The organism is Burkholderia sp. AU15512 (genome assembly GCF_002223325.1).
Lineage (GTDB): Bacteria > Pseudomonadota > Gammaproteobacteria > Burkholderiales > Burkholderiaceae > Burkholderia.
The window spans coordinates 1,381,779-1,405,644 of record NZ_NKEX01000003.1 but is presented as its reverse complement, the minus strand read 5'-3'; the positions used below and the strand labels follow the sequence as shown (position 1 = coordinate 1,405,644).

Below are 23,866 nucleotides of genomic sequence, written 5' to 3'. Positions count from 1 at the left end.
TCGGTGAATCCGGCGCGTCAGACGTGACGGCCGGAGAAGAACGTCTCGCGCAGCGTGTGCATCCACAGCGGCTGCGCGTCGGCCAGCGCGAGACGGCGCTGCCGCGCGAAGCCATGCCGCGCGAGATGGTCGGCAACCCGCGCGTGGCCGGCCGGAACGGCACAGCCGACCGCTTCGGTACGCGGGTCGTCGAGAAACAGGTAATGCACGACGGACGGCAACCAGCCCGCCACGCAATGCGGGCCGCGCCAGCGCGACTCGCCGACCAGCATCCGCAGCCCGCGGTCGTAGTCGCGCGCCGCGACGTGCGGCGCGAGTGCGTCTTCCTTCAGCCAGTACGCCTCGACATACGCGAACGGTTCGCCGTCGAAGCAGCCGACGAGCGGAGTCACGTGCGGATCGATGTCGGGCGCGGCGCCTTGCGGGCCGCTCAAGCCGGGCTGCGCACCAGGCCAGCCGTCGCGCACGCGCGGTTCGTCGAACCAGCGCGCGAGGCGTTCGGCATCCTCGGCCGGCTGCCAGCCGCGCAACGTGAAGCGCACGCCGAGCGCCGGCAGGTCGCGCGCGTAGACCTCGCCGCGCGGCGCGGGCGGCCGGCGCGGATGACGGCGGTCGTCGGTGAACATCGGCAACGTCGCGCACGGCAGATGCGCGCCGACGCGCCACAGATCAGCCTGCTGCGCCCAGCCTTCACGCATGCAGCGGCCGCCGTCGGCGAGCACGCCGCTCGCGCGCAGCGCATCGAGCGCGACCGCCGGCCACGCGGCCGGGTCGAGCCGGATCGCCGCGTGGCGCGCGCTGTCCGAAAACGCCGCGGCCAGTGCGGCCAGCAGCGCACGCCGCTGGTCGGCCGGCGCCGCGCGATGGTTGTAGGCGACGAGGCGCAGCGCGCCGTCGTCGCCGAGTTGGGCGCGCAGCAACTGCGCGCCGATGCCGTCGCCCTGCGCGACGCGGATCTCCGCGCCGTCGCGCACCGCGAACAGGCCGTCCGCGAACGCGAGGCGGTAGGTATCGAGCATCGTGAATCCGTCCGGACGCACTTCAGCCAGCATGGCGCGCCTCCTGTCCCGTTTCCGTGTGCGCATCGAGCCGCGCGCCGAGTGCCGCGAGCGTCGGCGACGCGAACACGTCGGCGACCGTCAGCGCGTGACCGGCGCGGCTGGCCGCGTCGACGAAGCGCACGACGTCGAACGACGTCGCGCCGGCTTCGAACAGGTCGGCGTCAGGTTCGGGCGCGGCTGTCGCGAAGGTGTCGGACCACAGCGCCGCGAGCACGGCCGCCGCATGCGGCGCGCGGGGTGGCGTTGCGGCGCGTGCGTTGCTGTCGGTCTGCACGCGATGCGACGCCTGCGCAACGATGCGCTTGTCGGGCGCACCGAGCACCGCTTCCGGCGCACCGGCGAAACGCGCGACTTCGTCGTGATAGAGATCGACGAGCGCATCGACGAAACCGCGATCGAGCAGTTCGTCCGCATACGAGAACGCGGCGCTCACGCGGCCGTCCGGATGCTCGACGACGTCCAGCTCCAGCGTGAACACGACGCGATGGCGCACATCGTCGAATCCGGCCAGCGCCAGGCCGGCCCAGTCGCGCGCCGCGGCACCAGTCGGGCGCAGGTAGTTGAACATCACCTGGAACAGCGGATTGGCCTGCGCGGCACGCGGCGCGCGCAGCGCCGCGACGACGTCCGCGAACGGCACGTCCGCATGCGCGTAGGCTGCGAGCGCCGTGTCGCGCACTTGTGCGAGCACGTCCGCACGACGCGCGGCCGGGTCGAGCCGCGTGCGCACGACGACCGAATTGATGAAGAGGCCGAGCGCGGCGCGGGCCGCATCGCCCGTCAGCTCGCGCGTCGACGCGAGCACGCCGACCGGCTGGTCGGCCGCGCCCGTCGCGCGGAACAGCGCGGTGTTGAGCGCCGCGTGCAGCAGCATCGGCAGCGTCGCGTGCGCGGCCGACGCCGTGTCGCGTGCGGCGCGGATCAGCGCGCCGTCGAATTCGAACGCGATGCGGGCCGCGCGCCATTGCGGCACGGCGGGCGCGTCCGCGCGCTGCGGCAGCACGCTTGCCGGCAGATCGGCCAGCGCGTCACGCCAGTAGGCGACGCGGGCCGGATGGCACGGTGCGGGCAGCACGAGCGGTTGGGCGGACTGTTGGACGACCTCATCGGCCGGCACGGCGCCGGCGCCGCCCTGCACGCGGGCGACATAGCGTGCACGAACCGCATCGAGCCACAGCTCGATCGATTCGCCATCCGACACGATGTGATGAATCGTCACCGACAGCACGTGGTCTTCCGCATCCAGACGCAGCACGCGCGCACGCCACAGCGGCGCATCGGCGGCCAGATCGAACGGTGCGAGTGCATCCTCGTCGGTCAGCGCTGCGGCGCGGGCGAGCACATCGGCTTGCGCGGACAGGTCGATCACCGGCAGTTCGACAGAAGCATTGGCATCGATCCGCTGGCCCGGCAGTGCGCCGTCACGCACCATGAGCCGCGCGCGCAGCGCCGGATGCGCGGCCGTGACATCCGCGAAGGCCGCACGCAGCGCATCGACGTCGAGCGGGCCGCGCACCCGCAGCGCGACCGGAATGTTGTACGCGGCGCTGTCCGGCTGCGCGCGCCACAGGAACCACAGGCCGAGCTGCGCCGGCGACAGCGGCCACACGCCGTGTGCATCGGGTTTGGCGACGGCCACGCCCGGCGCCGCCGCACCGGCATGCGCGGCGCGCGGCGCATCTGCCACCTGCAACGCATACTGCGCGAGCACCGGCGCCTCGAACAGCGCGCGCACCGGCACGTCGCGGCCGAGCCGTTCGGCCACGCGCGTCGCGACGCGCACGGCGGCGAGCGAATGGCCGCCGAGATCGAAGAAATGATCGCCGCGGCCCACGCGCTCGAGATTCAGCACGTCGCACCAGATCGCCGCGAGCGCGGCTTCGTCGCCGTCGTGCGGCGCTTCGTACGCACGTTCGACGCGTACCGGCGCCGGCAGCCGTGCGCGATCGACCTTGCTGTTCGCGTTGCGCGGCAGCGCGTCGAGCACGATCAGCTGCGCGGGCACCATGTAGTCGGGCAGCGTGCGGCGCAGGTGCGCGTCGAGCGTCGCGGCTTCGACCGGCTGCGCGGCCGCCTGTGCGTCGGCGGTCAGTTCGACGTACGCGACGAGCTGCGCCAGTGCGCCCTGCCCGTGCACGACCGCGCAGGCTTCGCGCACCGCGTCGTGCGCGGCAAGCTGGGCCTCGATCTCGCCGAGTTCGATGCGCAGCCCGCGCAGCTTCACCTGGTGGTCGACGCGGCCGATGAAGTCGAACACGCCATCCGCGCGACGCCGCACGAGGTCGCCGGTGCGGTACAGCCGCGCGCCCGGCGCGCCGTACGGATCGGGCACGAAGCGCTCGGCCGTCAGCGCCGGGCGGTCGAGATAACCGCGCGCGACGCCGATCCCCTCGCCGCCCAGGTACAGCTCGCCGATCACGCCGACCGGCAGCGGATGCAGCCGCTCGTCGAGCACGTGCGCGGTGCGCGCGCCGACCAGCGTGCCGATCGGCAGGTACGCGGCGTCGCCGAGTTTCGCGAGATCGTCGCCGGGCCGGAACATCCATAGCGTCGGCGTGATGACCGTCTCGGTCGGGCCGTAGCCGTTGACCACGCGCACGTTCGGCAGCGCGCGGCGCAGCAGCGCGAACGCCTCGCGCGACGTCGCCTCGCCGCCGACGGTCAGCGAACGCAGCGTCGGCGGCGCGCCATGCGCGAGCGCCCATTCGGCAAGCTGCGCGGCGCAGCCGGGCGGCACGTAGGTCATCGTCACGCCGTCGCGGACCATCATCGCGCAGGTCTGCGCGGGCGGCCACAGCACGTCGGCCGTCACCGACACGGCGGCGCCCGACATGTATTGCGAAAACCAGCCTTCGTGCGCGCCGTCGAAGTTGACCGACTGGAACAGCAGGAACACGTCGTTCTCGCCCGCGCCATAGCGCTCGGCGATCGCCGCGCAATGCAGCGCGAACGACGCGTGGTCGACGATCACGCCCTTCGGCTTGCCGGTCGAGCCCGACGTGTAGATCGCATAGGCCGCGTGGCCCGGCAGCACGTCCGGCAGCACGACGTGCGCGGCTTCGTCGAGGGCATCGACTTCATCGGCGCGCCACACGCGCAGATCCGGCAGTTCGGGCAGCGACGCGGCGCTCGCGTGGTCGGTCAGCACGTGCGCGATGTTCGCGTCGCCGACGATCTGCGCGAGCCGTTCACGCGGATGCGCGGGATCGAGCGGCACGAACGCGGCGCCCGACTTCAGCACCGCGATCAGCGCGACGAGCAGGTCGACCGAGCGCTGCAGCGCGACGCCGACGCGCATTTCCGGGCGGACGCCGGCCGCGACCAGGTGGCGCGCCAGGCATGCCGCGCGTGCGTCGACTTCACCGCGCGTCAGCGCGCGGTCGATGTCGGCCACGCCGCGTGCGTCGGGCCGTGCCTGAGCATGCGCGGCGATGCGGGCATGCACCGGCACGAACGGTTCGGATTCGGTCGCGCCCGCCGGGGCGTTCCATGCGAAGAGTTGCGCGCGTTCAGCGGCGGGCAGCCAGTCGAGATCGCCGATCGGCATGTCCGGGCGCGCGAGCGCATCGGCGAGCAGCGTGACGAAGCGTGCGGCCAGCCGGGCGATCGCGTCCGCCTCGAACAGGTCGAGCGCGTAGATGAAGGCGGCGTCGAACGTGCCGTCCGGCGTCGCTTCGACCGACAGCGTCAGGTCGAATTTCGCGGATGGCGTGCCCGACGGCAGCAACGCGGCCGCTGCCGCGCCGAGCGCCGGCAGCGCACGGCGCTCGCCGTACGCGGCCATCACCTGGAACAGCGGATGGTGGCTCGCGCTGCGCGGCACGCCGAGCGCATCGACCACCTGCTCGAACGGCACGTCCTGGTGCATCTGCGCGTCGACGAGCGCGCGCTGGGTGCGCGCGACCAGCGACGAGAAATCGCCGTGCGCGGGCACGTCGACGTCGATTGCCAGCGTGTTGACGAAGAAGCCGATCAGGCCGGCGACTTCCGCGCGTTCGCGGTTCGCGGCCGGCACGCCGACGCAGATCCGCGCGTCGCCGGTCGCGCGCGCCAGCAGCGCATCGAGCGCGGCGAGCAGCACCGCGAACGGCGTGGCGCCCGATGCGGCCGCAAATGCGCGCAGTTGCGCGCCGATGCGCGAATCGAGCGAAAACACATGACGCGCGCCGCGCGCACTGCGGCGCGCGGGTCGTGCCGTCGCGCCCGGCAGCGTCAGTACGCCACGTTGCGGATCGAGCCGTTCGCGCCAGAACGCGAGCTGGCGATCGCGCTCGCCGGCGTCGAGCCAGCGGCGCTGCCACAGCGCGTAATCGGCGTACTGGATCGGCAGCGGCGCGAGCGACACCGACCGGTTGGACGCATACGCGCGATAGAACGCCGCGAGCTCCTCCAGCATCACGCTCGACGACCAGCCGTCCGACACGATGTGATGCACGGTCAGCGCGAGCCAGTGATGCGTCGAATCGAAGCGCACCAGGTGCGCGCGTATCAGCGGCGCCACGCCGAGATCGAACGGCTCGGCTTCGTCGGCCGTCGCGACGGCTTCCGCGCGCGCCGTGCGCTGCGCGGCCGGCAGCGCTTCGAGATCGGTTTCACGCCACGGGCAGCGCAACGGTGCGTGGATCGTTTGCGCGACGCCGTCCTGCGCTTCGTCGAAGGTCGTGCGCAGCGCCTCGTGGCGCGCGATCAGCGCATCGCACGCAAGACGCAGCGCATGCGAGTCGAGCGGGCCCGTCAGTGCCAGGCGCTCGGTGATGTGATACGCATCGGGCGCATCGATCAGCCGTGCGTGCAGCCACAGCCGCGTCTGCGCGAACGACGCCGGCACGCGGTCGTGGCGCGGCGTGCGCGGCGGGATCGGCAGCACGCGGAAGTCGATGCCGGCCGCGCCGAGCTTGTCGATGAAAACCGCGCGCTGCGCGTCCGGCAGTTGCGCGAAACGCGTCGCGAGCGCGAGCCAGTCGGGTTGAGCCTTCGTCATCCGTCGTCCTTATTGGGTTTCCAGTTCGCCGAGCAGCGCATCGATCGCGCTCGCCGCATCGGTCGCGCCGCGGGCCGCGCAGGCCGCGTCGATCGCTTCCGCGCAGCGCGCCAGCGTGCGTGTGTCGAACAGCGTGCGCAGCGGCAACGCGAGCCCCCAGTGCAGGTTCGCCTGCGCGTGGGCCTGCGTCGCGAGCAGCGAATGGCCGCCGAGCAGGAAGAAATCGCCGTCGCGGCCGATCGCGTCCACGTGCAGCACGCGTTGCCAGATCCCGGCGAGCGCGCGTTCGGTGTCGGTCGCGAGCGCGACTTCCGCGGCCGCTTCACGCACCGGCGCGGGCAGCGCATGACGGTCGCACTTGCCGTTCGGCGTCACGGGCAACGCGTCGAGTTCGATCAGTTGCGACGGCACCATGTAGGCCGGCAGTTGCGCGCGCAGCGTGTCGAGTAGCGCCGCCCGGTCGAGCGGGCCCGCGTCGCCGCGTGCGACATAGCCGATCAGTTGCTCGTCGCGCACGATCACGACCGCGTCGTTCACGCCGGGCGCCGCGCGCAGCAGCGCCTCGATTTCGCCCGGCTCGATCCGCTGGCCGCGCAGCTTCACCTGCGTGTCGACGCGGCCGAGATAGTCGAGCGCGCCGTCGGCACGCCGGCGTGCGAGGTCGCCCGTGCGGTACATGCGCGCGCCCGGCACGAACGGATCGGGCACGAAGCGCTCGGCGGTCAGCGCCGGACGGCCGAGATAACCACGCGCGAGGCCCGCGCCCGCGAGATACAGTTCGCCGGTCGCGCCGGCCGGCACCGGCTGCCATGCCGCGTCGAGCACGTGCAGTTGCAGGTTCGCGATCGGATGGCCGATCGGCACCGCGGCCGCCTGCGCATCGTCGGGGCCGCAGGTCCAGTGCGACACGTCGATGGCCGCTTCGGTCGGCCCGTACAGGTTCACGAGCGTCGCGTTCGGCAGCAGCCGCGCCATCTTCGCGACGAGTTCGGGCGCGAGCGACTCGCCGCTCGCGACGATCAGGCGCACGCTGTCGCACTGCGCGGCGGCCGAGAAATCGTCGAGATGCGCGGCGAACGCGGCGAGCATCGACGGCACGAAGTGCAGCACCGTCACGCCGTGCGCATGGATCGCGGCCGCGAGACGCGCCGGATCGCGATGGTCGCCGGGCGCGGCGATCGCGAGCTTCGCGCCGATCGCCAGCGGCCATACGAATTCCCACACCGACACGTCGAAGCCGAACGGCGTCTTGTGCAACACGACGTCGTCGCGCGTCAGCCCGTAGGCGTGCTGCATCCACGCGATCCGGTTCGCGAGCGCGCCGTGCGTGTTGCCCGCGCCCTTCGGCTTGCCGGTCGAACCGGACGTGTAGATCAGGTACGCGAGCTGGGCGTCGTCGATCGCGGCGGTCACCTCGGCAGCGTCGCTTTCGGCTTCGTCGGCAAGCAGGTCCGCTACCGTCAGCAGCTGTGTCGCGACGCCCTCGCCGAGCGCGGCCTCGACCTGCTCGCGCAGATGGGCCTGCGTGATCGCCACGGCCGGCCGCGCGTCGCGCAGCATGTAGGCAATGCGCTCGGCCGGATAGTCGGGATCGATCGGCAGGTACGCCGCGCCGGCCTTCAGCACGCCGACCAGCGCCATCACCATGTCGAACGAGCGCTCGACGCACAGCGCGACCGGCGTGTCGGGCTGCACGCCGCGCCGGCGGAGCGCAGCCGCGATGCGTGATGTGCTGACGTCGAGTTCGCGATAGGTCGCGCGATGCACGCCACCGTGAACGTCCGCGTATTCGAGCGCGATCGCGTCGGGCGTCGCCCGTGCCGCATCGGCGAATTGCAGGTGCAGCGGCGGTTGCCGCGACGCCGGCCATGCTTGCGCGGTGTCTTGCGCCCGCGCCAGTGCGTCACGGGTGGCTTCGTCGGCGATCGACAGCGTGCCGAGCCGCGCATCCGGCGTGCGGGCCAGTGCATCGAGTGCGCACACGAACGCGCGGTGCCAGGTCTCGACCTGCCGCGCGTCGACGCGCGCGGTGTCGTAGCCGTAGTCGATCGTCAGTTCGGCACCGCTCTCGATCACCAGCGTCAGCGCGAAATCGGTCGATTCGATGCTGCGCACGTCGCTCAATGCGAGTGCGCGCGGATCGGCGTCGCGCGCCGTGTCGTCGACCGGGTAGTTCTCGAACACGACCAGCGTGTCGAACAGTGCGCCGCCCGCGCCGCGCGCCCAGCGCTGGATGTCGGCGAGCGGCGTGTGCGCGTGCTCGGCGGCGGCCGCGTTCTCGCGTTGCAGCGTTTGCAGCCAGTCGGCCACGCGTTGCTGCGGCGCGGGCGCCGTGATCACCGGTAGCGTGTTGATGAAGAGACCGAGCACCGAATCGACGTCCGCGAGGGCATCGGGGCGGCCCGCGACGGTCGCGCCGAACGCGACGGCCGGCTGGTGCGTCATCCGCTGCAGCGCGAGCGCCCACGCGCCCTGCACCAGCGTGTTGACCGTCAGCTTCAGTGCGCGCGCCGTCTGCGCGACACGCGTCAGCGTGTCGGCATCGAGCGTCGCCCGCCACGTGACCATGTCGGCATCCGCGCGGTCGGCCGTGCGTTCCGCGATCAGCGTCGGTGCGTCGAGGCGTGCGAGGCGTTCGGTCCAGAAACGCTCGTCGGCGTCGCGGTCGCGCGTGCCGAGCCACGCGATGAAGTCGCGATAACGCAGCGCCGGACGGCTCGCGAACGGCGACACGGCGTCCGGGTCGCGATAGTCGCGCAACACGTCGGCGAGCAGGCGCGCGGTGCTCCAGCCGTCGAGCAGCACGTGGTGACGCGTCCACACGACGCGCCACGCGTCATCGCTCACACGGATCAGCGTGAGCCGCATCAGCGGCGGCTCGCGCCAGTCGAAGCCGCGTGCGCGATCGGCGGCGAGCCAGGCGTCGAAATCGGCATCGAACGTGTCGCCACGCGTGCGCCAGTCGAGCTGTTCGACCGGCATTTGCGCGTGGCGATGCACGCACTGCAGCGGCGCGGCTTCGTCCGGCATCACGCTCGTGCGCAGGATGTCATGGCGTGCGATCGACGCGTCGAACGCGGCCGTGAACCGGTCGGCGTCAAGTGCTGCCGCGGTCGCGACGAGCTGGTTCACGTAGCTGGCGTGACCGGGGGCGAACAGCGCATGGAACAGGATGCCCTGCTGCATCGGCGACAACGGATAGACGTCGTCGATCGTGCGCCAGTCGAGCGGCGTGCGCTCGATCGCGGCCTGCGTGAGCCCGGCGGCCTGCGCGAGCGGGAAATCGCCCGGCGTCGCGCCACCGCCTCGATGCGCCATACGCGACGCGCAGGCGTCGACGAGTTCGCGCAGCGCCGCCGCGAAACGTTCGGCGAATGCGTCGATCGTCGCGCGCTCGAATTGCGGTGCGCCGTAGACCCAGTGCACTTTCAGCGTGCGAGCGCCGTCGCGATCCGTGTCGAGGTACGCGTGGATCGCGAGCGTATTGCCGAGCGGCCCCTGTGGATCGCGCTCGACGCCGGTGCCGCCGAAGCGCGGCACGAGCGTGGCATCGCGCGGCGCGTCGAACTGGCCGAGATAGTTGAAGGTGACGCGCGGACGCGGCACGGCGGCCAGCGCCGCACGCGTCGTCGCATCGCCGTAGTGCGCGAGGACGCCGAAGCCGAGCCCCTTGTGCGGCACCGCGCGCAGCGCGTCCTTGACCGCGCAGAGCGTGTCGCTTGCCGTGGCCGCGACCGGCAGCGTCACCGGGTAATGGCTCGTCAGCCAGCCGATCGTGCGGCTGGCATCCACGTCGTCGAACAGCGCCTCGCGGCCGTGCCCTTCGAGTTCGACTCGGCACGATGCGGCACCGCTCACGCCGGCCAGCGCCCGTGCGAGCGCCGCGCCCAGCAGTTCGATCGTCTGCGTGCGATAAGCCGCGTGCGCGTCGGTGAGCGCCGCGCGCGTCAAGGCCGCGTCGATCGTCTGCACGACAGCGGCCGCATCGGCGTTCGTCGCCGCTGCGTCGGGATGATCGGGCACGATGTCGTCGCCCTGCGCCATGCCGGCCCAGTACGCGGCCTCGGCCGCGAACGGCGATGCCGGTTCCGTTGCCGCACGGGCAAGCCGTACCGCCCATGCATCCGCACGCAGGCCCGGCTGCGACAGCCGGACCGGCGCGCGTTCGCATGCGGCGCGATAGGCCGTGTCCAGGTCGTCGAGCAGGATGCGCCACGACACGCCATCGACGATCGCATGGTGAATCGCGAGATAGAGCTGCGTCGAGCCGTCCGGCAAGCGTGCCGCGCAGGCGCAGGCAAGCGGCCCGCGGCCGAGGTCGAGACGGCGCTGCAATGCGTCGAAGCGCGCGAGCGCGTCGGCTGCGTCGCGGGCGGCGACTTCGACGAACGGCAGCGCGTCGTACGGCTTTGCCGCATCGCTGGCGTGCCACGTGCCGTCCGCGCCGCGCGCGAAACGCTGGCGGAACGCGTCGTGATGCGTCAGCAACGCGTCGAACGCGCGCGCGAATGCGTCGGCGTCGAACGGCCCGCGTACGTCGAACGTGACCGACTGGTTCCAGTGACCCGGATGCGGGATATCGAGCGCGAAGAAGCGCTGTTGGGCAGGCGTGAGGACCTGCGCCGTCACCGGCGCGCCGGCAGCGGCTGCGACCGCAGGTTTCACGGCGGCAGCGGCAGTCACGTCCTCCGTCTTCGCGACACGCGCGAGTTCGGCGACCGTCGGGCCGTCGAACAGTTGCTTCGGCGTGAAGCGCACACCGCGCTTGCGTGCACGGGCGATCACCTGCAGCACGAGGATCGAATCGCCGCCGAGCTCGAAGAAGTTGTCGTCGCGGCCGACCTTCGGCGCCTTCAGCACGGCCTGCCAGACTTCGGCGAGCACCGTTTCGACCGCGCCCTGCGGCGCATCGCCGGAGGCCGTCACGACCGGCGCGGCCGCCAGTTCGCGCAACGCAGCGCGATCGATCTTCCCGTTCGCGGTCACCGGCAGGCGTGCGAGTGCGACGAATTGCGCGGGCACCATGTAGTCGGGCAACTTTGCGGCAAGCGCCGCGCGCAGGGCCGCCTCGTCGAATGTCGAACCGTCGCGCATCACGACGAACGTCGCGAACCGCAGACGGCCGTCGTGTTCGATCGCGAGCGTTTCGGCCTGCGCGACCGGGCCGGCCGCGCGCACCGCCGCACTCACCTCGCCCGGTTCGACGCGATAGCCGCGAATCTTCACCTGGTCGTCGATACGGCCGAGGAACGCGAGGCGGCCGTCCGCGCGCAGGCGCACGCGGTCGCCGGTGCGATACAGCCGCGCGCCGGGCGTGAACGGATCGGGTACGAAGCGCTCGGCGGTCTGCGCCGGACGCCCCAGGTAGCCGCGCGCGACGCCCGGCCCGCCCAGATACAGCTCGCCTGTCGCGCCGGCCGGCACGCACGCGCCGAACGCGTCGAGCACCAGCGCGCGCGCATTCGGCAGCGGCAGGCCGAGCGGCACGCCGCTCGCCGGATCGCGCGCGTCGGCGGCGATCGACGCCGTGTCGCAGGCGATCGCGCCGACGGTCGCTTCGGTCGGCCCGTAGTGGTTGATCACGCGGCAGGCCGGGGCCAGCGCGGCCAGGCGCGCGACGAGCGCCCACGTGAGCGTTTCGCCGCCGGTCACGAGCGCGTGGCGCGGCAGCACGTCGGCCGGCACACGTGCATCGAGCAGCGCTTGCAGGTGGCTCGGCACGATCTTCAGCACGCCGACGTCGCGGCGGCGCATTTCTTCGGCGAACAGGTCGGGATCGAACGCGCAGGCGGCCGGCAGCAGGTGCAGCGTGCGGCCTGCGCACAGCGCGCCGAACAGCGTCGTGTGGCCGAGGTCGGCCGCGACGGTCGACACCATCGCGAACGACGCGTCCGGGGCGAACGCGAGTTCGTCGAGCATCCCCTGCACGTAGTCGGCCAGCGCGCCGTGCGACACGACGACGCCCTTCGGCGTGCCGGTCGAGCCCGACGTATAGATCAGGTACGCGCCCTGCTCCGGATGCGGTGCGAGGCGCACGCCGGTGGCGTGGGCGAGCGTCGCGTCCTGCGCGAGCGCGTCGACGTCGAGCGGCTGTGCGTCGATGCCGGCAGGCCATGCGGCCGGGGCCGCGACGAGCGCCCAGCGCGCGCCGCAGTCCGCTGCCGCCGCGGCCAGTCGCGCGGCAGGCTGCGCGGGATCGAGCAACACGGCGAGCGCACCGGCCTTCAGCGCGCCGAGCAGGCCGACGACGAAGCGCGCCGAGCGTTCGATGCAGACGATGACGGATGCTTCGGCGGCCACGCCTCGCTGGGTCAGCGCGCGGGCGATCCGGTTCGACGCATCGTCGAGTTCGGCGAACGTCAGCGACGGCGACGCATCGGCGAGCGCAATGCGGTGCGGATACGCGGCCGCCTGCCGCGCGAACGCGGCGACGATGTCCGCATGTTCGACGCGCAGCGCACGCCCGTCGCGCGGCTGGCGCGAAGCGGCCGACGCGTCGCACGGCAATACGGCCGTCGTTTGGTGGGGATCGCGCGCGGCCGCACCGACGAGCGCCGCGTAGCTGTCGAGCCACGCCCGCGCGGTGTCGGCGTCGATGCAGTCGGTCGCATAGGCCGCGACCAGTTCGATGCCATTCGCATCGTCGGTGAAATCCACGGCAAAATCGAAGCGTGCAGCGAGGTCGGGCCCCGGCGTGGCAACGGCCGTCGCGCCCGGCAGCACGCTGTCGTGCCGCGCGTCGAACTGCTGTGCGAATTTCACGCGCAGCCATTCGTCGCCGCGCTTGACCGGCGGCTTCACCGCATCGACGACACGCTCGAACGGCACGTCCTGATGCGCGACCGCATCGAGTGCCGCCGTGCGCGTCGCATCGACGAGCGCACGGAACGGCAGCGTCGGCGCCACGTGCACACGCAGCGCGACCGTATTCAGGAACAGCCCGAGCAGCGCACGGGTTTCCGGGCGCTGGCGATGCGCGACCGGCACCGCGACGACGACGTCCGTTGCGCCGGTCAGGCGCGACAGCCATGCGTCGAGCCCGGCCAGCAGCACCGTGAAGACCGTTGCCTGCGCGTCGCGCGCGAGTTGCCGCACGTCGGCCGCGACCGCGTCGGGCAGCCGCACCGACACGCGCGCGCCTTGCAGCGTGCGTGTGGCGCCCGGCTGGCGATCGACCGGCAGCGCAAGCGGGCCCGGCACGTCGCGCAACGCGCCGCGCCAGTAATCGAGCTGCCGCTCGCCCTCGCCGCCGGCCAGCATGTCGCGCTGCCAGTCCGCGTAGTCGGCGTACTGGATCGGCAGGTCGGGCAGCGACGGCTCGCGGCCCTCGGCATACGCGCGATAGGCGGCCGACAGTTCGTCGAACGCGCAGCGCGAGCTCCAGCCGTCGGTGATCGCGTGATGGGCGGTCAGCAGCAGACGGTGACGGTCGTCGGCGAGTGCGACCAGCGTCGCGCGCAGCAGCGGGCCGCGTGCGAGATCGAACGGCTCGGCCGCCTCGCGCTCGGCGAGACGGGCGGCTTGCGCGTCCCGCGCGGCGGGCGGCTGGTCGCGCAGGTCGAGGTCGGCGATCGACACCGGCAGATGGGCATGAATCCGCTGCATCACGACGCCGTCGTCGTTGTCGACGAGCGTCGTGCGCCAGGCTTCGTGGCGTCCGATCACGTGATCGAGCGCGCGCTGCAGCGCCGCGCGATCGAGCGTGCCGTCGATCGTCCAGTGTGCGGCGATGTGATACGCGGCGCTTGCATCGCGCGTTTGCGCAAGCACCCAGAAACGTTGCTGGGCGAGCGATGCGGCGCGGTCGACATACGGTGCGGTGGACACGGCCGCATCGGCCGGTACACGGCGTGCGGAAATCGTGGCCAGCGGCTCGCCGGTTTCGCGTTCCGCACGGTCGACCGCTTCGGCCAGTTCGACGAGCGCCGGATCGGCGAACAGCGTGTCGAGCCGCAGGTTCACGCGTACTTCGGCACGGATCGCGGCCTGCAACTGCATCGCCGCAAGAGAATCGGCGCCCAGCGCGAAGAAACGATCGTCACGCGACGGCGTGACGTCGAGGCCGAGCAGCGTCTGCCAGAGGCCGGCGATCTGCTGTTCGGTCGGCGTGCGCGGTGCGTCGCCGCTGCCTTGCGCGGTGTCGCGCGCGGCGGCGATCTGCTCGCGCAGCGCGGCACGATCGAGCTTGCCGTTCAGCGTATACGGCAGCGCATCGCACCGCACGAACCGGTGCGGCTGCCAGGCGGCCGGCAGTTGCGCGGCCACATGCGCTTTCAGCGCCGCATCATCGGCCGCCGTGCGCAGCGCGACGCATGCGATCAGCCGCGTCGGCCCGTTGCCGGTTTCGGCGACCACGGCCGCATCGGCCACGGCCGGATGCGAGCGCAGGCACGCAGCGATTTCAGCGGGCTCCACACGCACGCCGCGCACCTGAACCTGGTCGTCGAGGCGGCCAAGGTAATCGAATGCGCCGTCGTCGCGCAGCCGTGCGAGGTCGCCGGTGCGGTACACGCGCGCACCAGGTTCGCCGTCCGCATCGGGAATGAAGCGTTCGGCCGTCAGCGCCGGGCGGCCGTGATAGCCGCGCGCGACGCAGACGCCGCCCAGCAGCAGCTCACCCACGCCATCGGCCTCGCCGCCGTCGACGCGCGCGACGCGCGGCCCGATCACGCGGCCGATCGGCAACGACGCATACGCATCGTCGGCGGCCAGCACCGGCGTCTCGCCCGGCTCGACCGGCCACAGCATCGGCGAGATCACGGCCTCGGTCGGCCCGTAACCGTTGATCAGGCGTACCGACGGGAACGTGCCGCGCACGAATTCGAACGCCTGCTGCGGCAGTGCTTCGCCGCCGAACGCGAGCACGCGCAGGGCCGGCGGCACGCCGTCGCGTGCAGCCACCGCCGCGAATTCGCGCAGGTATGCGGGCGGGAACGCGGCCACGTTGACCGATTCATTCACCAGCAGCGCATGCGCGGCATCCGGCGCGAACGGCTGCGGCGGCGCCACGACGATGCTGGCGCCGGTCGCGAGCGGCGCCAGCCAGCATTCGTGCGCGGCGTCGAAATTGACCGATGCGAAATGCAGCAGGCGGTCGCCCGCCTCGATCGGCAGTGCGGCCGCGAGCGCGTCGCAGTGCGCGGCGAGCGGCCCGTGTTCGACGACGACCGCCTTCGGCGTGCCCGTCGAACCTGACGTATAGATCATGTAGGCGGCCGCACGCGGGTGGACGGGCACTGCTTCGTCATCCGCAACGATCTCCTGCCCTTCCGCCGCGCCGTCGGCCGCGTCAAACGTGTGGTCGAACGGCGTGCCGAGCGCCGCGCGGCCGGCCGCGTCGACGATCCCGTGGCGCAACTGCGCATCCTGGACGATCCAGTCGAGGCGCGCGGCCGGATGACGCGGATCGAGCGGCACGAACACGCCGCCCGCCTTCAGCACGGCCAGCAGCGCGACGAACAGGTCGGCCGAGCGCTCGACGCACACGCCTACCCGCACTTCCGCGCCGACGCCGGCCGCGCGCAGTTGCCGGGCCAGCCGCGACGCCCGCGCGTCGAGCGCGCCGCGCGACAGGCGCAAGTCATTCTGGAAAGGGACCGCGATGGCGGGTGCGTCGGGCGCGACGCGCGCCAGTTCGCGGATTCGGTGATGCAGCGCAGTCGGGAAACTCGTCATGTGCGTGAAGTCCTTCGGTCCGGCCGCTTCGGCCAAGTCTCGGGGCCGCTTGGGGGCGGCTTCACTGGTGTGACGAACGGCGCGGCCGATTTTTTACCGTTTTGTGCGCAAAGCGCGTGCGGACGCTTTTTTTTGAACGGGCCGCTAAATATTTGCGCGGCCCGTTCGTCTATCAGGGAGGAAAGCCGGAACGGGGCCCCGCCTCGTCCGCCGCTTTCGCATCAGTTTTGCCGTTTCCGCGTTTTCGCTTGCCTTCCCTTTACCGACGTTGCCGATGACAGCCGCCCACGAGCCTTCTTCCCCGCCGTCCCTCGACGCTTCCCCCGGCCGCCCCGCGGCGCGCCTGATCCTTGCGCTGTTGCGCGAAAGCCGCGTGTCGCTCGCGCTGGCGCTCACCGCGTGCGTGCTGAACGGCGCCGCGAGCGTGCTGCTCGTCGCGACGCTGAACCGCGCGCTCTCCCAGCCGGGCGCGGCCGACGCGTCGCTCGCGTGGCGCTTCGCGCTGTGCGCGGTGATCGCACTCGTCACGCGGATCGTGTCCGGCACGCTGTTCGCCCGCCTGTCGCAGGACACGATGGCGCGGCTGCGCGTGCATCTCGCGCGGCGCGTCGGCGCGGCCGAGCTGCGCGACATCGAGCGGATCGGCGCGGCGCCCGTGCAGTCGGTGCTGACCGACGACGCCACCAATGTGTCGATGCTGTTCTTCGCGCTGCCGAATCTCGTCATGCACGGCTCGATCGTGTTCGGCTGCCTCGGCTATCTCGCGTGGCTGTCGTGGCCGGTGTGCCTGCTGGCATTGGCCGCGATCATCGCCGGTTCGCTCGGCTATCACACCGGCGACCGCCGCGCGATCGCATCGCTCGAAGCGGCCGGCCAGGCGCAGGATCGGCTGTTCGGCTATCTCGGCTCGCTGTTTTCCGGCGCGAAGGAGCTGAAGCTACACGATGAACGTGCCCGCCAGTTCGTCGACGGCCAGCTCGGCGCCGCGATCGGCGAAGTGCGCGACCACCGCCGCCGCGCGTTCAGCGCGTATGCGGTCGGCGTCGGCTGGATCATCTTCCTGTTCTATGTATTCCTCGGCATCGCGTCGTTCTGGCCGCAGCTCGGCGTGCATGCCGATCCGGCCGCGGCCGCCGGCTACGTCGTCGTGTTCCTGTTCATGCTCGTGCCGCTCGACGGGCTGCTGAACAACCTGCCGACCGTCAACGCGGCCCGCGTGTCGCTCACGCGGATCGAAGGCGTGATGGCCGAATTCGGCGCGCTGCGCACGGTGCCGCCCGCGTCCGACGCCCCCGACGTGCCGCCGGCCGGCGCCGTCACGCTGCGCGGCGTCACGCATGCGTACTTCCACGAACGCGACGAACGGATGTTCAGCATCGGGCCGATCAACCTGACGATCCAGCCGGGCGAGCTCGTGTTCATCGTCGGCGGCAACGGCAGCGGCAAGACGACGCTCGCGAAGGTGCTGACGGGCCTCTACGAACCCGAGGAAGGCACGATCGAGGTCGACGGCCGCACGATCGGCTGGCGCGAGCGCGCCGCGTACCGGCAGCGCTTCAGCGCGGTGTTCAACGATTTCCACCTGTTCGATGCGTTGCTCGGCATCGTCGATCCCGACGATCCGTCCCGTGCGCAGGCCGATGCGCGCGCGAACGCGCTGGTCGCGAAGCTCGCGCTCGACCACAAGGTGAAGGTGGTCGACGGCGCATTCTCGACCCGCGCACTGTCGACCGGGCAGCGCAAGCGGCTCGCGCTCGTCGTCGCGTACCTGGAGGACCGGCCGTTCTACCTGTTCGACGAATGGGCGGCCGACCAGGACCCGTCGTTCAAGGCCGTGTTCTACGAGCAACTGCTGCCCGAGCTGCGGGCGCGCGGCAAGGCCGTGATCGTGATCACGCACGACGACCGCTACTTCGATCTCGCCGACCGTCTGTTGAAGCTCGACAACGGGCGCATCGTCAGCGATACGATGCCGGCGCGGTCTCGCGCGCAGGATGGTGTCGATGCGCTGAGCGCGTAATTCGACAGTCGATGGAAAAAATCGCCGACGTGCTGCAAGGGCAGTGCGTCGGCGATTTTCGTTTCAGGAAGCGATGTGGCTGGCGCGTTGCGCGACCGCAGAACGCCTGGGGCGATTCACCGCGCGTCCCGCGCACTTGCAGCGGCCGCCGTCGGCAAGGACGCCGCTCGACCGAAGCGCATCACATCGAGCGCGACCGCCGGCCACGCGGCCGGGTCGAGCCGGATCGCCGCGTGGCGCGCGCAGGCCGACCACAATGCCCTGCCCGTCGAAGTCGAAGCAGCGTCGTCCGCCGATCGACCGCCGCGCACTCGGCTCAACGCATGGCCGGCAGCTTCAGCATCGTATCGGTCATCACGTCGGCCAGCTTCAGCGCCGACATCGGTCCGCCAAACCCCCAGATGTTGCGTTCGATGAGCGCGATCCGGTGTTCCTTCATCGCGGGCACGAAGCGCCACACCGGCGAATCGAGTTTCGCGGAAAGCGGCACGTCCAGCCCCGACGCGGTCACGAACAGCACGGCCAGCTCGCGCTGCCTCAGTAAATCGGCCGACGTCACGTACAGCGTGCCTTCCCGCGTCGGCTTCTTCGGCCACGGGTCGAGCCCGAGCGCCCGCGCGAGCCCCGCTGACGTGCTGTTGCCGGTATACGCCCAGTAGCGGTCGGGCAAGCCGAGATCCTGCAGCAGCGCGACGCGCTCGCCCTTGCGGCCCGCGGCCGCGAGCCGCGCCGCATTGCGCGCGATGCCCGCATCGAGCTGCGCATCGACCGCCTGCGCGCGCGCGTCGCGCCCCGTGACCGCACCGATCGTCCGGAAGATCTGCCGCATCCAGTCGAGTTGCGTGACCGGCACGCCGCCATCGGACACATTCGGGCTGAACTGGAACAGGATCGTCGGTGCGATTCGGTCGAGCGCGTCGAAGATCGGCGCATGCCGGAAACCGACACCGATGATCAAGTCCGGCTTGACCGCTGCAATTGCCTCGAGGCCCGGCTCCTGACGCGAACCGATGTCGGTCACGTTCGCGAGCCGCTCGCTTTGATAGCCGAGCCAGCCCGGATAGAACGCGGTATCGGCCATCCCGACCGGCACGAGGTCGAGCGCGATCACGCTTTCCGCGAACATGAAGTCGAGCGCGACCACGCGCTGCGGGCGCACCGGCATCGTCGCGCTCGCCTGCGACACGACGGGGTTACCGGCCAGCGACACCGCCCCCGGCGCACGCGCGCCCTGCTCGCGATGGGCATCGAGGGTCGCGGCAACCGCGCCGGACGATGCGGCAAGCGCGCCGCAGCACGCGGCGCCGAGCGCCGCGAGTGTGCCGAGCGCGTGCCGGCGGCCGGCGTCCATCACCGGATCGCGTCCTGCTCGGCCAGCGCCGCGTCGTCCATCGTCAGTAGCAGGGGGCAGCTTCCACACAGTTGCGTTTCTCCAGGAATTTCATAGCGCAGGCAGCACACGCGGCGCGCACGAAACGGCGTCGGCAGCAGCGCCGAGCGCGGCACGGCATCGCGCACGGGCACGCGCAGCGGATTCGGCTCGCCATGCACGCAGCGCGAGCCGAACAGCCAGTCCGCATCGCGGACGGGATCGGCCGCGCATGGCAGCGCACGATACGTATCGAGCAGATAGTCGAGCAGGTTGCCCGCGTTGCTCCACAGCACGCGCGGCGTGACGCGGCCCATCGCCGCGAGCAGGTCGATCACCGCGCCGAGATGCGCGACGAGCCCCCCATAGCGGGGCGCCGGGTCGTCGCACGGTACGCCGAGCGCATCGTGCGGGAAGTACAGCGCGGCGGGCATTCCGTCGTCGAGCGCGACGAACGTGCGCTCCGGCGACATGTCGAGCGGCCGGCCGAGCGTCAGCGCGGCGACGACGCCGGCCGGCGCCGCGCGACCGAAATAGTATTTGCTCCATTGCGACATCAGCGCGCGCGCATGCTGCGCCGGATCGCCGCCGTAATGGCCGACCATCGCGTCGAGGATTGCCTCGCGGTGATCGGGCAGCGTGCTGACGGGTACGACGATCCGGCCCGGCGCATCGTGAGCGTCGTCCGGCATGCCAAGCCAGACGACGTCGAGGTGTTCGGCGAACGGTTCCGGCGCGAACGTCGAAAAACGCGTGGCGCGCGCGTCGTCGAGCGCGGGCGTCATCGCCCTGCGCGCCGGGCGCGGCGCCCCTCGAGGATCAGCAGTCCGAGCAGGTACGGCGCGCCGATCAGCGCGGTCAGCACGCCGGCCGGCACTTCGCGCGGCGCGACGACCGTACGCGCCGCGAGATCCGCCACGCCGAGGATCAGCGCGCCGCACGCGGCCGCGAGCCACAGCCGCGTCCGGTGCCGGCGCGCGCCGAGCATCGTCGCGACGTGCGGCGCCATCAACCCGATGAAACCGACCGGCCCGACCGCCGCGACAGCCGCGCACGCGGCGAGCGTCGCGATCGTCAGCGCGAGCGGCCGCAACGCGGCCACCGGCAGGCCGAGCGCGGCCGCCTGGTCGTCGCCGAGCGCGAGCATGTCGAGCGGTTTCGCGAGCCATGCGAACACGGGCACCGCGAGCACGCACCACGGCAGCAGCATCGACACCTCGCCCCAGCTCCGGCCATAGGTACCGCCGACGAGCCACACGACGAAGCGCGCGGGCTGCACGCTTTCCTGCGTGATCAGCCATTGCGCGAGCGTGGTCCACAGCGCGCCGATCACGATACCCGTCAACGCCACCGCGAGCGGCGCATAGCGATGCCGGTGATTCAACGCGAGCGTGACCGCGAGCGACAGCCCGCCGCCGATCAGCGCGGCCGCGGCGAGCGTCACATGGCCCATCAGCGGCCACGTCGACAACGCGAACAGCGTGACGAGCCCCGCGCCCTGCGTGACGCCGAGCACTTCGGGGCCCGCGAGCGGATTGCGCACGACGCTTTGCATCGCGACGCCGCTCACCGCCAGCAACGCGCCGGCAAGCAGCGCGCACAACAGGCGCGGCATGCGCAGGTCGATCAGCATCCGCGCGAGCGCATCGTGGCCGGACAGCGCAGCCGACCAGCGCGCGATCGACAGCCACTCGGGGCCGGCCGACACGCCGACGAACACGATCAGCACGCCCGCCACGACGAACAGCGCCGTGCGCAGCGGCCAGCCGAGCCGTTCGAGCCAGCCGACGAGCCGCGTCGAGCCGCCGCCCGATGCGCGTTCGGCATCCGCGTGCAGCACGCCCGACCACGCGGCGCCGCGCCGGATCATCGCCAGCATCAGCGGCGTGCCGACCAGCGCGATCGCGACGCCGGTCGACAGCGTCGCGTCGAGACCCGACGCGAGCACCGCACTGTCGGTGACGAGCACGAGCGCACCGCCCGCGAGCGCCGACAGCGGCACCAGCACGCCGAGCCGCGCCGCGCGCGCGCCGCGCACCTGGCGCAGCAGGTTCGGCGCGACGAGGCCGACATACGACAGCGGGCCCGCGATACTGACCGCCACGCTCGTGAACGCGACCGCGACGATCGTCGCGGCGAGCCGCGTCGCATCGACGCGCACGCCGGCCGCGGCCGCCGCATCGTCGCCGAGCGTGAGCGGATTCAGCGGCCGGATCACGAACGGCAACGCGACGAGCGGCACGACGAGCCAGCGCGCGGCGAGCGCGAGGCCCGTCGCGCCCGGCTGGTAGAGGCTGCCGTTGGTCCACAGCGCGGCGCCCGCGATGTTCTGCTCGAAGAACGCGAGCACGAGCGTCGACAGCGCCGCGAACAGCAGCATGCACACGCTGCCCGCGAGCACGAGGCGCAACGGCGTCGCGCGCCAGCCGCCGGCCGCGACGATCGCGCAGGCGGCCGCGGCCAGCCCGCAGACGAACAGCAGCGGCACCGATGCGACACCGGCCAGCGCCGGCACGAGCATCGCCGCGAGCAGGCCGAGCTGGGCGCCGCCCGTCACGCCGAGCAGGTCGGGCGACGCGAGCGGATTGCGCGTGAGCGACTGGAACAGCGCGCCCGCGATGCCGAGGCAGCCGCCCGCGACGAGCGCGGCCGCGACGCGCGGCAGGTTGAGGTCGAACAGGAACACGTGCGCGAGCGCGGCGGCATCGCTACCGGGCACCGCGTCCCACCACACGCGCAGATCGGGCGCGACGCGCAGCGCCGCGAGCAGCGCGATCAACGTGACGAGGCCGAACGCGATCGCGCCGGCCCGGCCCGATGCCGTGCCCTTCCCCGCCGCCGCGAGGCGCTTGCGCATCGCGAACGTCGTCATACCGCGAGATCCCGGTCGAAGACGCCGGCCGCCTGCGGCACGCCGTCGGTCGTCGGCCCGTAGGCCGGCACGCACATCGGCGCGCCCGTCTGCGGATGCGAAAGCTTCAGCATCTCGACGCCGAACGCCGCGCGCAGCCGCGCCGGATCGAGCATCGCGTCGGGCGTGCCCTGCGCGACGAGGCGCCCCGCGCGCATCAGCACGATTTCATCGCTGTACGCGGCCGCCTGGTTCAGGTCGTGCAGCACCCACACGATCGTCAGCCCGCGCGTGCGGTTCAGCGTGCGCAGCGCATCGAGGATGTCGAGCTGGTGATGGATGTCGAGATAGGTCGTCGGTTCGTCGAGCAGCACGATCGGCGCCTGCTGCGCGAGCGCCATCGCGATCCACGCGCGCTGACGCTCGCCACCCGACAGCGCGCCGACGTCACGGTCCGCGTCGCCCGCGAGGCCGCTCGTCTCGAGCGCCTCGTCGATCGCCGCGTGATCGGCCCGCGACAGGCCGCGCAGGAAGCCGCCGTACGCATAGCGCCCGTACGCGACGAGCTCGCGCACGGTGAGGCCCGACGGAATCTGGTTGAACTGCGCGAGCATCGTCAGCTCGCGCGCGAGCGCGCGACGGCGAAACGCCGCAAGCGGCCGGCCATTGACTTCGACATGGCCGGCACGGGCGGGCTGCAGGCCCGCGAGCGTGCGCAGCAGCGTGCTCTTGCCGCAGCCGTTCGGTCCGCACAGCGCGGTTACGCGGCCGGCCGCGATCGACAGGTCCAGCCCGTCGATCACGACATGGTCGCGATACCCTACCGACAGCCCGCGCGCGGCAAGCGCGGCGGTACGACGCGTCATCAATCCTCCGTTCGGCCGCGCGGGACCGTATAGCTCTGCGCCATCGCGACGACGACCTTGCGCGGCCCCTCGAACGGGTCGCGCGCATGCGCGGTCAGCATGTTGTCGAGCATCAGCACGTCGCCCGTGCGCCACGGGAACACGATGCGCTGCTGGTCGAGCACGCCGCGGATCTCCGCAAGCGCGTCGGCTTCGAGCGGTTCGCCATCGCCGTAATACACGTTGCGCGGCACGTTCTCGAGCCCGACCGCGTCGACGAGCGCTTCCTGCATGTCGTCGTCGAGCGCCGACAGGTGAAACAGGTTCGCCTGGTTGAACCACACGCGGTCACCCGTGCGCGGATGCCGCGCGACGGCCTGGCAGCGTTCGCGGGTACGCAGCAGCAGTTCGCCGTCGTCGTCGGTGCGCCATGCGCATTCGATGCCGCGCGCCGCGCACATCCGTTCGACTTCGGCCGGCTCGTCGGTGCCGAACGACTGCTGCCACGGCAGGTCGAGCCCCTGCCCGAAATTGCGCACGTACAGCAGCTCGCGCTTCTCGAAACGCGCAATCAACGCCGGATCGAGCGCGCGATAGACGGCGCGGCTGTCCGCGATCGGCGTCGCACCGCCCTTCGGCGCGGCGAGCGCGCAGTGGAACCAGATCCGCAGCGGCCATTCGCGCGTATACGACTGCTCGTTGTGCAGCGGAATCGCGCGGTGCGGCGGATATTCGGTCGACGTGTAGACCGCGCCCTCGACCTGGCTGCGCGGCGTCGATGCGTATTCATAGCCGATCAACGGATCGCCGAACGATGCCGCGAACTGCTGGAACGCGTCGATCGACGGCACGTGAAAACCCGTGAACAGCACGCCGCCCGCCCGTTCGAGCGTGTCGGCCGCGATCTCGCGCGCCAGCGGCGCGACGTCGTCGATCGACATGCCGTCACTGCCGCGCGGCGACACGACGGTGGGCAGCCCCGGCTCGATACGCAGGTCGTCGAGCGTCGGCAACGAAAGCAGGGTCATGCAACGTCCTCTTCAGGTGGCGCGCCGGATCTCGGC

General features: G+C 71.8%; 9 protein-coding genes. 1 reads left to right on the top strand and 8 read right to left on the bottom strand.

All coding sequences use genetic code 11. The features are described from left to right. Positions 1 to 17: 17 nt before the first annotated feature. From CFB43_RS09130 to CFB43_RS09120, 3 genes are read right to left on the bottom strand one after another with little or no spacing between them, the layout of a single operon-like run. The gene (locus CFB43_RS09130; RefSeq protein ID WP_089494824.1) at positions 18 to 1,052 is read right to left on the bottom strand and encodes a GNAT family N-acetyltransferase; all 1,035 of its coding nucleotides are present in this window, start codon (positions 1,050 to 1,052) and stop codon (positions 18 to 20) included. After that, positions 1,042 to 6,042 (bottom strand): non-ribosomal peptide synthetase, encoded by a 5,001-nt coding sequence (locus CFB43_RS09125; RefSeq protein ID WP_089494823.1) that lies wholly within the window; start codon positions 6,040 to 6,042, stop codon positions 1,042 to 1,044. The genes CFB43_RS09130 and CFB43_RS09125 overlap by 11 nt, the downstream gene beginning before the upstream one ends. A 9-nt stretch (positions 6,043 to 6,051) precedes the next feature. Continuing rightward, positions 6,052 to 15,717, bottom strand: coding sequence for a non-ribosomal peptide synthetase (locus tag CFB43_RS09120; protein ID WP_089494822.1), 9,666 nt, complete (start codon positions 15,715 to 15,717; stop codon positions 6,052 to 6,054). A gap of 274 nt (positions 15,718 to 15,991) precedes the next feature. On the opposite strand from CFB43_RS09120, the gene CFB43_RS09115 reads away from it, so the two are divergent. Continuing rightward, positions 15,992 to 17,737, top strand: a complete 1,746-nt coding sequence (locus tag CFB43_RS09115) for a cyclic peptide export ABC transporter (RefSeq protein WP_089494821.1) — start codon at positions 15,992 to 15,994, stop codon at positions 17,735 to 17,737. A 316-nt stretch (positions 17,738 to 18,053) separates the two neighbouring features. On the opposite strand, the gene CFB43_RS09110 is transcribed toward CFB43_RS09115, so the two are convergent. From CFB43_RS09110 to CFB43_RS09090, 5 genes are read right to left on the bottom strand one after another with little or no spacing between them, the layout of a single operon-like run. Continuing rightward, complete coding sequence (locus CFB43_RS09110; protein ID WP_089494820.1) at positions 18,054 to 19,091, bottom strand: ABC transporter substrate-binding protein; 1,038 nt, start codon at positions 19,089 to 19,091, stop codon at positions 18,054 to 18,056. Further along, a complete protein-coding gene (gene fhuF, locus CFB43_RS09105; RefSeq protein WP_089494819.1) occupies positions 19,088 to 19,891 on the bottom strand; it encodes a siderophore-iron reductase FhuF in 804 nt (267 codons plus the stop codon). Before fhuF ends, CFB43_RS09110 begins: the two co-directional genes overlap by 4 nt. Continuing rightward, positions 19,888 to 21,978, bottom strand: a complete 2,091-nt coding sequence (gene fhuB / locus CFB43_RS09100; protein WP_089494818.1) for a Fe(3+)-hydroxamate ABC transporter permease FhuB — start codon at positions 21,976 to 21,978, stop codon at positions 19,888 to 19,890. Before fhuB ends, fhuF begins: the two co-directional genes overlap by 4 nt. Next, the gene (locus tag CFB43_RS09095; protein ID WP_089494817.1) at positions 21,975 to 22,823 is read right to left on the bottom strand and encodes an ABC transporter ATP-binding protein; all 849 of its coding nucleotides are present in this window, start codon (positions 22,821 to 22,823) and stop codon (positions 21,975 to 21,977) included. The genes fhuB and CFB43_RS09095 overlap by 4 nt, the downstream gene beginning before the upstream one ends. Beyond that, positions 22,823 to 23,830 carry a TauD/TfdA family dioxygenase gene (locus CFB43_RS09090; RefSeq protein ID WP_089425380.1) on the bottom strand — a complete coding sequence of 336 codons (1,008 nt, stop codon included), beginning with the start codon at positions 23,828 to 23,830 and terminating at the stop codon, positions 22,823 to 22,825. The genes CFB43_RS09095 and CFB43_RS09090 overlap by 1 nt, the downstream gene beginning before the upstream one ends. Between the last annotated feature and the right edge of the window lie 36 nt (positions 23,831 to 23,866).